The sequence below is a fragment of the Methylomagnum ishizawai genome (assembly GCF_900155475.1).
Lineage (GTDB): Bacteria > Pseudomonadota > Gammaproteobacteria > Methylococcales > Methylococcaceae > Methylomagnum > Methylomagnum ishizawai_A.
Genome location: NZ_FXAM01000003.1, coordinates 81,176 through 94,979, shown reverse-complemented (window position 1 = coordinate 94,979; position 13,804 = coordinate 81,176). Strand labels below are relative to the sequence as shown.

General features: G+C 63.0%; 11 protein-coding genes. 5 read left to right on the top strand and 6 right to left on the bottom strand.

Going from position 1 to position 13,804, the window contains the following annotated elements:
• Nucleotides 1-642: 642 nt before the first annotated feature.
• The 4 genes from B9N93_RS22445 (at nt 643) to B9N93_RS22430 (ending at nt 3,769) form a co-directional block, all read left to right on the top strand.
• Nucleotides 643-984 (top strand): hypothetical protein, encoded by a 342-nt coding sequence (locus B9N93_RS22445; RefSeq protein WP_085216616.1) that lies wholly within the window; start codon nt 643-645, stop codon nt 982-984.
• Nucleotides 985-1,139: 155 nt separating this feature from the next.
• A complete protein-coding gene (locus B9N93_RS22440) occupies nt 1,140-1,964 on the top strand; it encodes a TOBE domain-containing protein (protein WP_217807384.1) in 825 nt (274 codons plus the stop codon).
• Between the two features lie 193 nt (nt 1,965-2,157).
• Nucleotides 2,158-3,330 carry a molybdenum ABC transporter ATP-binding protein gene (locus B9N93_RS26745; protein WP_085216614.1) on the top strand — a complete coding sequence of 391 codons (1,173 nt, stop codon included), beginning with the start codon at nt 2,158-2,160 and terminating at the stop codon, nt 3,328-3,330.
• A 31-nt stretch (nt 3,331-3,361) separates the two neighbouring features.
• On the top strand, nt 3,362-3,769 hold the full coding sequence (locus B9N93_RS22430) for a group III truncated hemoglobin (protein ID WP_085216613.1): 408 nt from the start codon (nt 3,362-3,364) through the stop codon (nt 3,767-3,769).
• Between the two features lie 24 nt (nt 3,770-3,793).
• Here the strand turns inward: B9N93_RS22430 and B9N93_RS22425 are convergent, their stop codons facing one another.
• Nucleotides 3,794-4,627 (bottom strand): amino acid kinase family protein, encoded by an 834-nt coding sequence (locus tag B9N93_RS22425; RefSeq protein WP_085216612.1) that lies wholly within the window; start codon nt 4,625-4,627, stop codon nt 3,794-3,796.
• Between the two features lie 11 nt (nt 4,628-4,638).
• A complete protein-coding gene (locus B9N93_RS22420) occupies nt 4,639-5,451 on the bottom strand; it encodes an amino acid kinase family protein (protein WP_085216611.1) in 813 nt (270 codons plus the stop codon).
• A gap of 795 nt (nt 5,452-6,246) precedes the next feature.
• Here B9N93_RS22420 and B9N93_RS22415 point away from each other — a divergent pair.
• On the top strand, nt 6,247-7,071 hold the full coding sequence (locus tag B9N93_RS22415) for a TOBE domain-containing protein (protein WP_085216610.1): 825 nt from the start codon (nt 6,247-6,249) through the stop codon (nt 7,069-7,071).
• Nucleotides 7,072-7,150: 79 nt separating this feature from the next.
• Here B9N93_RS22415 and B9N93_RS22410 read toward each other — a convergent pair whose 3' ends face one another.
• The 4 genes from B9N93_RS22410 to B9N93_RS22395 form a co-directional block, all read right to left on the bottom strand.
• Complete coding sequence (locus tag B9N93_RS22410) at nt 7,151-8,035, bottom strand: molybdate ABC transporter substrate-binding protein (protein WP_125469174.1); 885 nt, start codon at nt 8,033-8,035, stop codon at nt 7,151-7,153.
• A gap of 149 nt (nt 8,036-8,184) precedes the next feature.
• Nucleotides 8,185-9,015 carry a substrate-binding domain-containing protein gene (locus B9N93_RS22405; RefSeq protein ID WP_085216608.1) on the bottom strand — a complete coding sequence of 277 codons (831 nt, stop codon included), beginning with the start codon at nt 9,013-9,015 and terminating at the stop codon, nt 8,185-8,187.
• A 55-nt stretch (nt 9,016-9,070) separates the two neighbouring features.
• Nucleotides 9,071-9,883, bottom strand: a complete 813-nt coding sequence (locus B9N93_RS22400) for a molybdate ABC transporter substrate-binding protein (protein ID WP_085216607.1) — start codon at nt 9,881-9,883, stop codon at nt 9,071-9,073.
• Nucleotides 9,884-10,664: 781 nt separating this feature from the next.
• Nucleotides 10,665-13,772, bottom strand: a complete 3,108-nt coding sequence (locus B9N93_RS22395; protein ID WP_085216606.1) for an efflux RND transporter permease subunit — start codon at nt 13,770-13,772, stop codon at nt 10,665-10,667.
• Nucleotides 13,773-13,804 lie beyond the last annotated feature (32 nt).

Genomic DNA, 13,804 nt, shown 5'->3' with positions numbered 1-13,804 from the left:
GGGGTATAGGGCAGCCCTTTCAAAGTGGTTTACCCGGTTGGCGAAATCGGGTTATGTAAGCCCCTGATTTTGCTGTGGCCCATGTCGCCGTTGGTGGCGTCCTACGCTTCGACACAGAAAAACGGCCTTTTCAACCCATTGATTTAGAAGGGCTATTTTTACACTTTGAAAGGACTGGGGTATAGGGCTGAGGGCGGGGCTAAATTAGGCTTTTATAAAGCAATAATCGCTTTCCCAGGGGTTTTTTATATTTATAGCACAAGATTATATTTTTTATCTTAATTACAAATTTAAATTTGAACCAAAAAAGTTTTAAACTACTGATAAATTACATCCATGGCATGAGAGTGGCCGTCGAACTCGCCGCCCCGCATAGACATCGCACTCAGCATTTCCCGCCTGGATTCCAATCCGGCCCCGCTCGGGCCTGTACAGCCATGAACCGGGCGTGATAATGTCGGATACGCTATATAGCAATGATTATAGCGCTGCCCGCGATGGGCTTTCACCGCCAGGGGTTGCGCTGTGGTAACGATCCATTCCAGATACGGATCGATGTGCCCGCGCCCAGGTCATGGGGCGGGTTCGGTGCGTTGAATGGCCGCCCTGGCGTCCTCCTTTTCCAATCCAAGAGACCATACGATGACGGATACAAGCAAGCCCAAGGTTCAAGCGGAAACCGATTGCTGGGAGGAATACCACGACCGCGAGGGCTGGCCCCACGAACCGATGAGCCTGTTCATGCTGCGCTACTCGGCCCATCAGCTGATCCAAATCACCAACGCCTTCCTGGAAGGACATGGAGCGTTGGGTTCCGACCCCGGACAAAGGCTGGCCAACCTCCGCGAAAACCACGGTTACTGGACCCGCCGCTTCAAATTCGGCGAGCGCTGGCTCCAGGCCGAATGCAACGGGGAATGCCTGCCCATGGAGGAGATCGACGCCCTCATGGGGGAACCCAGGTCTCCCGGCCAGTTCCATTGACCGCAGGTATTGCCGGGGTTATCGCGCCGCCCTATCCGCATAACGCCGACCTGGGAAACCAGGGGCCGGACGATCGGCAAGCGCCGGGAGCGGGCATCCGCCCGTCGGCGCGGACCTTCCCTGTCCATCCATGATCGATGACACACCCCCCAACGATGCCCCCATCCCGTGAACCCCATTCCCCCAGGATCGTGAATTCCGAACTCAGGCTGGCCGGGGGATTGACGGAACGCCTGTTCGACCTCCTGGGGGCCATCGAGGCCACCGGGTCGATTTCCGGGGCTGCCCGCGAGATCGACATGAGCTACAAGGGTGCCTGGGAAATGCTGGAACGCGCCAACAACCTGTCGCCGCAAGTCCTGGTCAACACCGAGGTCGGTGGGCGGCGCGGCGGCGGTGCCCAATTGACCGCGCCGGGCCGGGAATTGCTCGGCCTGTTCAACCAGGCGCGGGAGCGGCACCGCCAATTCCTCCGGGACATGAACGCCAGGTTGCTCGGCGATCCCGGACTCCGCGTTTTCTTCCGGCGCCTGGAAATGCGGATCAGCGCCTGCAACCAGTTGTTCGGGCGGGTCGAGCGGGTGCGCCCCGGCGACGCCGGGACCGAGGTCGAACTGCGGATCAAGGGCGGGCACAACCTCGTGGCCTGGGTGACCGGATTGTCCGCCGGGACCATGAAGCTACGGCCAGGCCTGGAGGTGGTGGCCTTGATCAAGGCTCCCCAGGTCGTGCTGTTGAAGGGATTCGGCGGCTACCGCCTGTCGGCGGAGAACCAGTTGGCCGGCACCGTGGAGCGCGTCCGGAAGGGCGCGGTCAATACCGAGGTCGTGGTCCAGCTTCCAGGCGGGGATGTCATCGCCAGCGTCATGACCCACGAGAGCCTGGAACTCATGGAATTGGCGGCGGGAGATGCCGTCACGGCGCTGTTCGATCCCGAGTCGGTCGTGCTGGGCCTGGATGGCCGCCCAGGCGGGGTTTGATGGCGGACCGGTCCGTCCTTGTCGGGATCGCGACAAGCGGTGGGTTCGGTCCGTGCGCCCCCGGCGCGGCCAAGTCCTTGGTTTGCATGGGCGGGAAGGCCCACGGCGGAACGCCGGTCCCTTTCGTGGCGCATGGTCCGATTCCTGCATCATCCGTTATGTATCAAAATCCATAGCGGAGGGGCCGCGATCCATGCTGGAAATGAACGTGACCATGCGCCGGGGGAAATTCACGCTGGCGACCGAGCTCTCCATGCGGGAGGACAGCACCGGCGTATTCGGGGTGTCCGGGGCGGGCAAAAGCACCGTGCTGGGCCTGATCGCCGGCACCTTGCAGCCGCAGAAGGGCCGCATCGTTTTGGACGGGAAAATCCTGTTCGACAGCCGCAAGGGCATCCTGGTGCCCAGGGAACAACGGCCCGTGGGGGCCGTGTTGCAGAACGACCGCGCCGAGGCGGGGGAAAAGGTTCGGAACGGCCTGCACGCCCTGTACGACCGCGTCCCGGTGCCCCGGCGCATCCTCAGGCTGGGCCAGTTGATCGAGCTGATGGACCTGGGCCGTTTGCTGGACCGGCATACGGACGAGTTGTCGGTCGGGGAGGCCCAGCGCCTCGCCTTGGCGCGGGCGCTTTTGAAATCGCCCCGGCTCCTGGTCCTGGACGAACCCTTCGCGCCCCTGGGCCAGGGCTTCCGCGCCCAGCTCCAACCCCTGTTGCGGCGGGTACAGGTCGAACTCGGCATCCCCACGCTCTACGCCAGCCATTCGCTGGGGGAAATCCTCGGCTTGACCGACCGTTTGATCGTGCTGGACAACGGCAAGGTTTTGGGCAGCGGCACCTTGCGGCAACTGTTCCGCGACGCCGGTTCGACCCAGGCGCTGGGGCTGGGGCAGGCCGAGAACGTCCTCCCGGTCACCGTCGCCGGGCACCAGGCAGAGGACGGCTGTACCCTGGCCACCAGCTTCGGCATCGAATTGACCCTGCCGCTGCGGCCCGACCTGGAACCGGGCCGCCAGGTCCATGTGATGGTCCGCTCCGGCGATATCGCGCTGTCCCGGCACTATCTCGCGGGCATTTCGATCCAGAACCAGTTGAAGGGACGCATCTGCGCCTTGATCCCCAACGGCGGGAACGTCCTGGTGCAGGTGGATTGCGGGACCACCTTGCTGGCCGCGATCACGGCCCGCGCCTGCCGGGAGCTGGACCTCCGGGAAGGCGAGGTGGTGTATTGTCTCGCCAAGACCCAGTCCTTCGCCTACCTGTGCGGTGCGGCGGAACCGTCCCGGCCCGGTTGGGCCAAGTCCGATCCCGCCGGGGAAGCGGCCTGGGTGAATGGGCCGGTCCCGTCCGACCCCGCCCGGCATTAGCCACGCCCCGTTCCCCCTTCGAGGAATCCTCATGAACGCACCCGTCCCGGACGCCACCGAACCGCAAATCGCCGAATTAGTACGGCGCTTCTACCACTCCGCCCGCGCCGACGGCGAACTCGGCCCCTTGTTCGAAGCCGCCATCGGCGATTGGGATGGGCATCTACGCACCGTCGCGGATTTCTGGTCCCACGTCCTGCTGGGAACACGGCGCTACCAAGGCAGCCCCTATCAGGCTCATACCCACCTGCCGCTGCAACCCGCCCATTTCGAGCGCTGGCTGGCGCTGTTCCGGCAAGCCGCCGGGGAAACCCTGCCCCCGGCGGCGGCGGAACGGGTCATCGCCCGCGCCGAACACATGGCGGAAAGCTTCAAGGCCGGTCTGTTCGCCTTTCCCGGACGTAAAGGCCCGCTCCTGGCGCATCCGGTCAAGCCCTGAAAGATCGCTTCCCGCCAAACCCGCTCAGGCGGGACGCACGCCGGTGTGGATGAGGGTTCCGACATGTTCGCCGCGCAGTGCGGCGGTGAGCCGTCCCGGCACCAATCCGTTCACGATCTGCACATGCTCCAAGTGGCGGGCGGTCGCCATGACTTCGAGCAGGGCCGGGTCGAGCGGCAGCGTGCCTGGGCGCTGGGCGAGCTCGGCGGCGTCGATTTCCCGGATGAGTTCCCCCCGCTCCCCGCCGGCAGCCCTGGGATCGGCGGTGTACACCCCGTCCACGTCCTCCACGAGGGTGAGGCCCGCGGCGCCCAGGGCGTCGGCGAGCAGGAACGCGCCGGTATCGGCCCGGTGGATGGGGATGCGCGAACCGGGGAACTCGTGGTGGTGGTAGGGCGGGAAGGCGCTCCCCACCACGGCGCGGGCGGCGGAGAGGTGGATCGCGAGCTGATTGGCGATGGTCGAATGCTCGACGTAGGAGACACCCTCCGGGGCCAGCAACGAAGCCAGGATATGGCCGTTCTGGCCGGCCTCGCTAGCGGCCAGCGGGGCCAGCGACCCGACCGGCAGGCCCAGGTCGAGACCGACGCCGTAGAGGTGGCGGGCGCGGATGCCGGCCCCGGTCAGGAGCAGCAGGCGGTGCTCGGGCAGGAGCCTACGCAGTTCGTCCACGAGCGGCAGGATGGCCTCGGCCCCGCGGTCCATGATGGAACGCCCGCCGATCTTGACGACTTGCAGCCAGGGTAGGAGCCGGATCGGCCTGCGGCCCGCGACCGGGCGGGTGAGTTCGCTGTCGAGGAGGGTTTGGCGCGCCAGCGGCGAGGCGACGTGCTTGATGGTATTGGTGGAATCGGCCATGGCGGGGTTCCTCAGCGGGCGGTGATGATGGTGCCGACGTGTTCGCCGGCGAGGGCGCGGGTCAGGTTGCCCGGAACGAGGCCGTTCACCACCTGCACTTGGCGGACGTGGTGGGCCGACTTGAGCAGGTCGAGCATCGGGAATTCGAGGATCGAGTCGTGCAAGCCCTTCGCCAGCATCTCGTCCACCGAAATCCTGGGGATGAAGCTGGCGTCCTTCGAGGTCTTCGGGTTCGCGGTATAGAGTCCGTCCTCGTCCTTCACATAGATCATCGCCTTGCAACCAAACTGCTCGGCCAGGAGGAAACAGCCCGCGTCGGTGCGGTAGGGCGGGATGACGCCCTCGGCGGCGGGGCGCATCCACAGGTTGTAGGGTGGCATCCCGCTGAAGATGACGGCGTTCACCTCGGCGAGGTAGAGCGGCACCGCCGACAACGCCGCGCCGCTGACCGCCGAAATACCGTACTGGGCGAGGAGCTGGCCCAACATCGCGGCGTTCTGGTCGGCGACCGAGTCGCCGAGTTGCGATAACACACCGGCCGGCAGGTTCAGCCCCGCCGCGATGGAATAGAGGTGCCGCGCCCGGGTGCCCGCGCCGGTGCCGATGAGGAGTTGATGTTCCTTGCGGGCGGCGACGATCTCGTCCACCAGCGGATAGACGGCGGCGCGACCGCGGTCGATGATGCTCTGTCCGCCGATCTTGATGACCGTGGCGTTGGGCAGGATGCGGAAATCCGCCGCCGCCGCCGCCGCCGCTTGCAGCTGCGGGTCGGTGAGCGACCGCTGCATGAGGAGCTCTTCTAGCTCGGCTGTCGAGTGGGTCATAGTAGGTACCTTTTGTCGTTGTTATTCACCAAGGCATGGCGCGGTGGGACCGCAGCCACTTTCGGCAGGGTCGGGACGGACAGTTTTCCTGGCCTCCACCGGAAGAACCCGGAGCCGACATCAAGCTAAAATGATAGACCTATGGAAAAATAAAGATCAACCGTTGTTTTCGGGTAATCATCCAGATCGTCCTGGGCATGGCGGTTGGGGGGATCGCATCCAAGATACATACATAGCGGCGGGAAGATTTGGGTTTTAAAAGTATTTAAATTGACTTAAACCGACCGCCATCAAGGTTAGTTGATTCTGGTTTACGACCAATCAAGCTATTGATTTTTATATCAATCATGACTCAAAGCGTTTGAGTCCATCGCGCCTGAAAAACATCTGGCCAACCACCAAATCCACGCACCCGCACCCAGCCATGGCGGATTATTAACCGGAGAGGCCCATGGGTTACAACGGGTATTCCAGAGTAAAAACGCAGTGGCCAATTCACGCCCATACCGGAGGGATTGTCCGCGCCGTGGCCGGGATAACCGGGGATTGCCTGGGCAACCCCTGATAATTATCCGGCGATGGTCGGCAAATAATAGGCGGGCTATCCGCCCGGTATCGGGATACCCGCCCGGCGACGGTTGAAGACGACGCATCCCCTTTTCCGGCTGGCCATCCCGCCACGCCGCGCCCGATTTACCCGTACCCCATAGATGGCATACCCTGTCGCCTCGGGGTTGCCGGGTATCCTCGATTCCCCAGGCGCCCCTGTCATCAACCAGGGCATAGGGGCAATGAGTGGGTAGAAAACCGAAAGCATCCAACGCGGACCGGTCCGGCGGGCCGGTCGCCGCCGAATTACGCCTGATCGGCGGCCTGACCGAACTCTTCTTCGACTTCCTGGCGGCGGTGGTGGCGACCGGTTCCATCTCGCAGGCGGCCCGCAAGATCGGCATCAGCTACAAAAGCGCCTGGGATATGTTGGACCGGGCCAACAACCTGTCGCCCCGGGCCTTGGTCGCGACCGAGATCGGGGGCCGCCAGGGTGGCGGTGCCTATCTGACCCCCACCGGCCAGAAGCTCTTGGCGCTGTTCCTGAAAATCAAGGGGGAACACCGGCGGTTTTTGCAAGAGCTCAACGCGGCCTTGTTGGCGGACGGGGAGTTCCGGGAATTTTTCCAGCGCCTGTCGGTCCAGGCCAGCGCCCGCAACCAGCTTTCCGGGCGGATCCTCGCGGTCGAGCGCGACGCGGGGGAGGCCAAGGTGATCCTGGCGACCAAGGGCGGCGAACGCCTGGTGGCGGCGCTCACGACCCGGTCCGCCGACGGCCTGGGCTTGGAAACCGGCAAGGAGGCGATGGCCCTGGTCAAAGCCCATGCCGTGATGGTGGTTAAGGCGGACGGCGGCTACCGGCTGTCCGCCCACAACCAATTGCGCGGCGAGGTCGAGCGCATCCAGACGGACAGCGTGAATACCAAGGTGGTGATCCGCCTGCCTGGGGGTGATTCGCTCGCGGCCATCGTGACCGAGGCGGGCTTGGCGCGGATGGACCTGAGCGAGGGCGATTCCGCCCTGGCGGTTTTCGAGGAGGAGGATGTCGTGCTGGCCGTGGCGGAACCGTGACCGGCCAGCGGGGGCCGGTCCCGCCCGGCGGCGGGAGCGCCGCCGTTCCCGCGTCCCGTGGGAACGGTGGCAAAGCCCGTTACAGAGCGGCGTCGGCGGTGCCGGACGTGCCGGAACCGCTGGGCATATAGCAATAACCCTTCAAGGCCAATTCCCTATCCTTGGTATGGGAGTCTTTACCCTTGATGAACTGTATAAAGGCATTCAACTGGGCCGTGTCTTCCTTGGAACGGTTTTTATTGACCGCCACGCCAGTGATTTTAATTTGGTTAAACCGCAAGTCGGCGGGGAATTCATAGTGATATGAGCCGGGCTCCCAGCCAAAGCCGGCGCTGCACACGGCGGATTTCGCGACGAATCCAACGGTCGGGAAGTCCGGGAGAAATGCAACACCCGCGTAGGCTTGCCCGATCTCATCCACAGTTTTGACATGGCTGAGCATCGTCGCCCTGGACTTTAAAGGCACTACCTTCGAAAGCAGTTGGGCGCTCACCGCGCCATAGGGGTCCTTGACCGGATCGGCCATCAAGAAATCCTGGTCCATGGGGAAACCTGTGCCGACATCGATAGCCCCCTTCACAGAAGCAAGAAACCCTCCGGAAAAAAGCACTACGGAATCCGTGGCGATTGGGAAGGGCGGACTCACCGGCAGGCTGGTCTGGTCGAACTGATATTTGTTATATAGGTCGGAAGGGTCCGAACTCGGGGATACAAAAAGGTCGATCGATGCGTTAGCCCCGGAGTTCAATATTTCATCCCGGAAGGTTGGGGAACCGGCAATCTTTACGTGTACTTTATCCAGATAATTTGGGTAGTTCAACTGGAAGTACGTACTCAAATCCACCATGGCATTCCCGAAGCTATTATCGACACCGATCCAGATATCCGCATGAGCGTCCGGCCCGGTAACCAACAGCATGGACGGCACGCCCAACATTCCAATTAAAACTTTCTTAAGTGACATGGTAATACCTCTTTTTTGAATACTTGCCTGTAATTGCCTGGACCCGATGGGCCAGGCCAATGAGATTAGGCGGCCCTAGGCCGCGATATGGGTTTTGTACTGGTCTGCCATGGCATTGCCGCCGGGTTTCCCGGCGGCAACGTCTTTTCTCAGGTCAGCGAATAGCAATAGGACAGCACGATGTTCGTGCCGGTGGTATTCACCGTCAGGAAGTCGATGAAATCCGCCAGCAACGCGTCCTCGGCGGATGCGCGCGATGTGTTCACGACCTCGATCGCGTACTGCTCGATGCGGTTGTGGGTCGGGGCCACGTTATACGGATAGGTGTGGTGGTAGCCGGAATTGAATGTCTTTACGCTGCTCACCAACCTACAAATCGAAGACTGGGCAATGAAACCATAGGCATAGGTTCCGGCGTTGATCGCCGAATAGGTCGAACTGATATTGGGCTGGGTAAAGACATGCGGGGTACCCGACGGGGGATAGGGATTCGCGGGCCAGGTGATGGACCAGGGCGACGAACTCAGCACCTGGGCGGCGGCGGTGCCATAGGGCGCCTTGTTCGGGTCGGCGAGGACTATATCGGTGGTGAGCGTGGATGGCAGACCCGCGCTGATATCGACGGTCTTCGACCACAATTCGAGTTCGCCGACGGCGTATTTGAAAGGGCTGCCGATGACGAGCGCCGGGTAGTTGGTGGCGAGTTGTTGCGGACGGGTTTGGTCGGCCGAAAGGAACAGATCATAAGTGGCCGTGTGGTTGATGATCTGGCTCTGCAAATTGGCGGACGAATCGGAGGTGGGGATGATATCGGTCCCGGAATGGAGCAATTTATACGTCGTGATGAGGGCGTTTATCGTGGCGGTGAAATTCGCCGCGACACCCACATAAATCGTGGTGGTCGCCTGTGCGGGGGCGGTTGCCAAAGCGGTCAACGGTAAAGCGCACAGCGCCAGGGTTTTGAGCTTGCTGCTAGACATTAGGGTTTCCTTTGGAAGGTTTGATTCGAGACCTTGGGTTGGGTGGTAACAAGGCCTAGGCCCCCGGAAGCTTGAAACAATGTTGGGTGAAGTTGACGCTGCCGGTGCCGGTCAGGTAATTGACGAAGTCCGTCAATTCGGTCTCTTGCGCCGCCGTACGCGTGCTGCTCGCGATCTTCACGCCAGCCAGCACGATGGGGGTGGTATTAGTGAACTCGTGGTGGAAGCTGCCGGGCTCGAATTCCTCGACGCCGGCGACGGCCGAACAGATTTGCGATTTGCCGGTGAAGCCATAGGACGTGGTCAGATATTCGACCGCCGCGTAGGAACCGGCGGCGTCTTCCGTTTTGAGTACCAGCCCATTCCTGACGGCACGCAAATAAGTGCCCTTGAGCACCAGGGCCGCGGCGACGCCATAGGGGTCCAAGGTGGCGGGGGTCGGTATGGAGAACGGTTGGAGATGGCTGAACGACGGGACGCCCCCGCTGATATCGATATTTTTGTCCGCGCTGGAATAGAGGACGAGCGTATCCTCCGCGTAGGGGAATGGATCGCCGACGATAAGCGTCGGATGGTTCAGCTTCAGGTCCAGCGGCGCGACGAAAGACTTCGACAGGAACAGGTCGGGAACCGGCGCGTTACCGGCGACAATGCCGTCTTTCGCGGCGGCATCCGACACGATTTTCAGGGAAACACTGTACCCTGACGTGGGAAACGCATTCAGGAAGTCGGAGACGAGGTCGGCGACGGCATTCGCCGCGATGGGCGTGACCGAAACGGTGATCGAACTCGCCGCCTGCGCGGACGGGCAGAGCAGCATGGCGGCCGATACCGCCAACGCGAGATGCTTGAACTTGCTTACGAACATCAGAATTCCTCTAATCGGTTGACAATCCAATAAAGATCAAACCGGCACCGGGTGGCCGAACCCGGACCACCGCCTCGACGGCTGCCGGCCCACACCGGAACACCTCTTCACTCCGCGACCGCGCACATCCTGCCCGGCCCCGCCCCCCTCCAACCAACGCCGCGCCAATACTTCCGCGCTGGCTCGACGCCGTTTCGGCGGCTTCCGTTCCGCCCGCAAACGCGCTACCACACGGTTTCCCACGAAACAGCGGGTGTCTATGCCGCCATGTCGCCGCTCCATTCCACGCTCTTGCGCAAGGCACACAGCACCTCCCACAGCTAGTCGTACAATTAGAGAGGTGTAGTTATCTATGACTGATTTAAATCAGCATCGCTATAAAAAATTTTATATAGCGTAGATTCAACCATCGCTCGCGTCAATCAAACCATCCGCATCGCCGTATGATCGCCCTATATCCGAGCGGGATGGATCGTCACGGCCCGGAATGATGCCGATATGCTGGCCCAGATTTGCACAAAGTGACCATCAGGATACGAATGAATCGGCACTACGCTATATAAAAAAATAATAGCGACAAGCTACCCGGTGGATTCCCCAATGTAAAGCATCGGAATCGCTACAGAGTGTTACCTATAGATGGGGTAGGCCGGGTGGAGCCGACCTGGAGACTGCCCCCCAAGGCCGGCGGTCCAGATGTCCTGGTGGTATGGGGAAGGGAGCCGGCGGAATGGGATTGCGGGCTTCCACGGCCATTCCGCTGGGGAACATTGGCTGGATTTCAATCGGAAGCCCGCCCCGGAGCCGCCTCCCCAGGGCTGTTCAAAATCACATAGCCCACCGGGGTCAGCACCAAACTGGCCGCCATGCCCAGCAACAAGCCCGCCGACAAGGACAGGGTCATGGGGATCAGGAATTGGGCCTGGGTGCTGGTTTCCAATAAGGTCGGCAGGAAACCGGCGAAATTGGTCAAGAACGCCAGCAGGATGGGCCGGAAGCGGGCGGTGCAGGCTTCGAGGACGAGATTAGACGCCGGTTCGTCGAGCTCCCGCTCCCGGATATAGTCCAACAGCACCAGGCTATCGTTCACCACCACGCCGCTGGCGGCGATCATGCCCACCATGGACTCCATGGACAGCGGCAAGCCCGCCGCCCAGTGCGCCAAGACCGCGCCGCACCACGCCACCGGCGCGGCCAGCAGGAAGATCAGCGGTTTCAGGTAGGAGCGGAACGGGACGGCGATCAGCGCGTAAATCACCACCAGCGAAATCAGCGTGTTCTGGCCCAGGGCCGAAGCCATGGCCTGTTCTTCCTGGCGTTCCTGGCCGATATCGATATCCAGGCCGGGGAAGTCGCGCCGCAGTTCAGGCAGTTCGCCGGCTTCCAGTTGTTTGTACAGCGCGTTGGCGTCGGCCAGTTGGGGATCGACCCGCGCCTGCACCTTGAGGACGCGGCGGCGGTCCTGCCGGATGAGCTTGGCATTGCCGGGGGCCAGGGCGACTTCGGCCAAGGTGCCCAGCGGAGCCGCCGCCCCGTCCGGCAGGCTGACCGGCAAGGCACGTAGGCTGTCCAGGGATTCGCGCTCGGCGCGGGGATAGCGCACCATCACCTTGACCTCGTTGCGACCACGTTGGAAACGCTGCGCTTCCTCGCCGTAATAGCCCCGGCGCACTTGTTCGGCCAGGTCTTCCAGGCTCAAGCCCAAGCGCTCGGCCTGGGGTTTCAGGGTCAAGCGCACTTCCGGCTTGCCCGGTTCGGCGGAATCCACCACGTCGTATACCCCGGCCTGGGCGGCCAACCGTTGCTTGAGCCGCTCGACGGCGGGCGTCAACAGCGCGGGATTGGTGGAGCCCAGGTCGAATTCGAGGTCGTAGGGCACATCGCCCTCCCGGTACAGAAAATCGATCTTGCCGGAGCCCAGGTCGCCGATGCGCTTGCGCCATTCCCGGACGAAATCGGCGACCACGACGCGCTGGCGACCCGTCGGCGAGAACTCGATCCAGAACCCGGCCGCGTGTTCCCAGACGATGGTTTCCAGGTTGACGATGATGCTTGGGCTGGCTCCGCCGTTCTGGCGGTCGTACTCGTCGCGCAAGCCGAACAAGGCCCGCTCCACCCGGCCCGCCAGGGTGCGGGTTTCGGTGTAGGGGGTGCCCGGCGGCACGCTCAGGCTGACCCAGAAACTGTCCTTGGTGACATCCGGGTTGAGGGATTGGCGCACCCGGTCGCTGGCCACCAAGGCCCAACACAGCAACAGCAGCACCACGAAGACGGCCACGGTGAGATAGCGCCAGGCCAGGGCGGTTTCCAGGAAGGGGTGGTAGACCCGGAGGACGAAGCGGTCCAAGCCGCGGTTGAGCCAGCCGCGCAGCCGTTCCAACCGGGAGGGGACGGCGGGCCGCTGCTTGGACGGGGCCGCCAAGTGGGCCGGCAGGATCAGCAAGGCTTCGACCAGGGAGAACACCAAGGTCAGGATCATGATCAGGCAGATGGGCCGCATCATCTGGCCGGCCCAACCGGGCAGGAACAAACCGGGCAGGAAGGCGGCCAGGGCGATCAGCACCGACACCACCACCGGCAAGGCGACCGCCTCGGTGCCACGGACGGCTGCGGACAAGTTGGAAACACCAGACTCCTGCTGGCTATGCACGCTTTCCCCGATGATGATGGCGTCGTCCACCAGGATGCCCATGGCCAGCAGGAAACCGAACAAGGACAGCATGTTGAGGGAGACCCCGAAGACCGGCATCAACCACAGCGCCCCGAAGATCGAGGTGAGGATGCCGACCCCGGCCCAGAGCGCGACCCGCAGGCGCAGGAACAGGGTCAGCACCAGGCACACCAGGGCGAAACCGCTGACGCCGTCTTCCACCAGGGTCCGCACCCGTTCCTCGTAGGCCTCGGAATCATCCCACCAGGTGGTGAGCGCCAGCCCCTGCGGCAACTGTGTGGATTGGTCCGCCACATAGGCTTTGATCCGCTGCGCCACCGCGACGGTGTCGTGTTCGGCGTGGACTTCCCAGCCCTGGCCGGTTTCGCCGTTGTGGTGCCATTCCGACAGCCGTTCCTCCAGGCCGTCGCGGATGGTGGCGACATCGCCCAGCCGTACCTTGGACCCTTCCGGGCCGGTACGCAGCACCAAGGCGGCGATGGCGGCACCATCCACCGCCTGGCCGTTGACCCGCAGTAACAATTCCCCGGCCGGCGTCTTCACCAAGCCGCCCGCCAGGTTCAAGGACGCCCGGCGCACGGCTTCCGCCACCTCGCGCAGGGACAGCCGGTATTGGCGCAGTTTGGCCGAAGCCACCTCGATGGCGATTTCGTAAGCGGTCTCGTTGTAATTCAGGGCGCGGGTCACGCCGGGGATGCGGGTCAAGTCGCCTTGTACGCGCTCGCCGATTTGCTTCAGGGTCAGGGGGTCGGTCGGCCCGTGCAGGGCGACCCAGATAACACCATCGTCGCCGTCGCGGACGGCTTCGCGCACCTCGATCTTTTCCAATGTCGGCGGCAACCGGGGAATCGCCTGGACCCGCCCGCGCACCGCGCCCATGACCGTCGGTTTGTCGTGGTCCGGCAGGATGGCCACCTTGACCAGGCATTCGCCCTCGGTGATCTCGGTGTTCAGGCGCTTGACGCCCGGCAGGTCGTAGATCGCCTCCTCGATGCGGACGCACACCGATTCCTCGATCTCGACCGGCCCGGCTCCCGGATACACCGCCCGGACCTCGACGAGTTGCGGGCTGAAGCGGGGGAAAACCTCCTTGTCCATGGTGAGGGCGCCGACCGTTCCGCCGATCAGGATCAGCAGCATCAGCAGGTTGGCCGCGACCGGGTTGGCGGCGAACCAGCCGATCAAGGAGGAGGGGGGGTGCGGGGATGGCGGCGTCATCGAATTCCGTCGGGGGGTGGTTTTAGGCATGC

Bases quoted from the DNA above. Each gene is read 5' to 3' on its own strand.
- B9N93_RS22445 (WP_085216616.1), top strand. From the start codon at position 643: ATGACGGATACAAGCAAGCCCAAGGTTCAAGCGGAAACCGATTGCTGG.
- B9N93_RS22440 (WP_217807384.1), top strand. From the start codon at position 1,140: ATGCCCCCATCCCGTGAACCCCATTCCCCCAGGATCGTGAATTCCGAA.
- B9N93_RS26745 (WP_085216614.1), top strand. From the start codon at position 2,158: ATGCTGGAAATGAACGTGACCATGCGCCGGGGGAAATTCACGCTGGCG.
- B9N93_RS22430 (WP_085216613.1), top strand. From the start codon at position 3,362: ATGAACGCACCCGTCCCGGACGCCACCGAACCGCAAATCGCCGAATTA.
- B9N93_RS22425 (WP_085216612.1), bottom strand. From the start codon at position 4,627: ATGGCCGATTCCACCAATACCATCAAGCACGTCGCCTCGCCGCTGGCG.
- B9N93_RS22420 (WP_085216611.1), bottom strand. From the start codon at position 5,451: ATGACCCACTCGACAGCCGAGCTAGAAGAGCTCCTCATGCAGCGGTCG.
- B9N93_RS22410 (WP_125469174.1), bottom strand. From the start codon at position 8,035: ATGTCACTTAAGAAAGTTTTAATTGGAATGTTGGGCGTGCCGTCCATG.
- B9N93_RS22405 (WP_085216608.1), bottom strand. From the start codon at position 9,015: ATGTCTAGCAGCAAGCTCAAAACCCTGGCGCTGTGCGCTTTACCGTTG.
- B9N93_RS22400 (WP_085216607.1), bottom strand. From the start codon at position 9,883: ATGTTCGTAAGCAAGTTCAAGCATCTCGCGTTGGCGGTATCGGCCGCC.
- B9N93_RS22395 (WP_085216606.1), bottom strand. From the start codon at position 13,772: ATGACGCCGCCATCCCCGCACCCCCCCTCCTCCTTGATCGGCTGGTTC.